Source organism: Sphingobium sp. MP9-4 (assembly GCF_005281675.1).
Lineage (GTDB): Bacteria > Pseudomonadota > Alphaproteobacteria > Sphingomonadales > Sphingomonadaceae > Sphingobium > Sphingobium yanoikuyae.
In genome coordinates, this window is sequence record NZ_LUFI01000017.1 from 1 (window position 1) to 574 (window position 574).

The following is a 574-nucleotide window of genomic DNA, read 5'->3' on the forward strand; positions in this document are numbered from 1 at the left end:
GCGGGGCGGGTGCGGGAGACGACCATGCGCAGTTTCTCGGGCGCCGGCGGGATTGCGCGCGGCTGGTCGGTGCGCAGGACGATGCCCTGCTCATGGCCCGGCAGCGCGACCGCACCGATGGTCGGCACGCCGTCGATAGCAAGGCCGACATGGACAGCCCAGTCGGCACGCGCCTCGCCATATTCGCGGGTGCCGTCGACCGGATCGACGATCCACACGCGGCTGCGGGTAAGCCGAGCGCCGTCGCAGGCCATCTCCTCGGAGAGCAACCCATCCTCGGCCCGCTGTTCCCGCAGCGCATGGACGAGGAACTGGTTGGCGGTCTGGTCGCCGGCCTTGCCGAGCGCCTTGGCGCTGAACAGGCCCGAGGCGCGGACCTCCAGCAACAGGCGGCCGGCGGTGTCGGCGAGATGGGCGGCGAGGTCCGCGTCTGTCATGCTGCCCTCTCTCATTTGAGCGGCATGATCTTGCGGATGATATGCTCGGCGGCCTCTTCCGGCGTCATCTCGACGGTGTTGACCCGTATCTCGGGGCTGGTGGGCGCCTCATAGGGACTGTCGATGCCGGTGAAGTT

General features: G+C 69.0%; 2 protein-coding genes. Both read right to left on the reverse strand.

Features of this window, described 5'->3' with window-relative positions; genetic code table 11:
• Positions 1-437 (reverse strand): inositol monophosphatase family protein (locus A0U87_RS03540; RefSeq protein ID WP_276609683.1); only part of this gene is annotated, 437 nt, incomplete at its 3' end.
• A gap of 11 nt (positions 438-448) precedes the next feature.
• A partial coding sequence (locus A0U87_RS03545) for an adenylyl-sulfate kinase (protein WP_137405224.1) occupies positions 449-574 on the reverse strand: 126 nt, incomplete at its 5' end.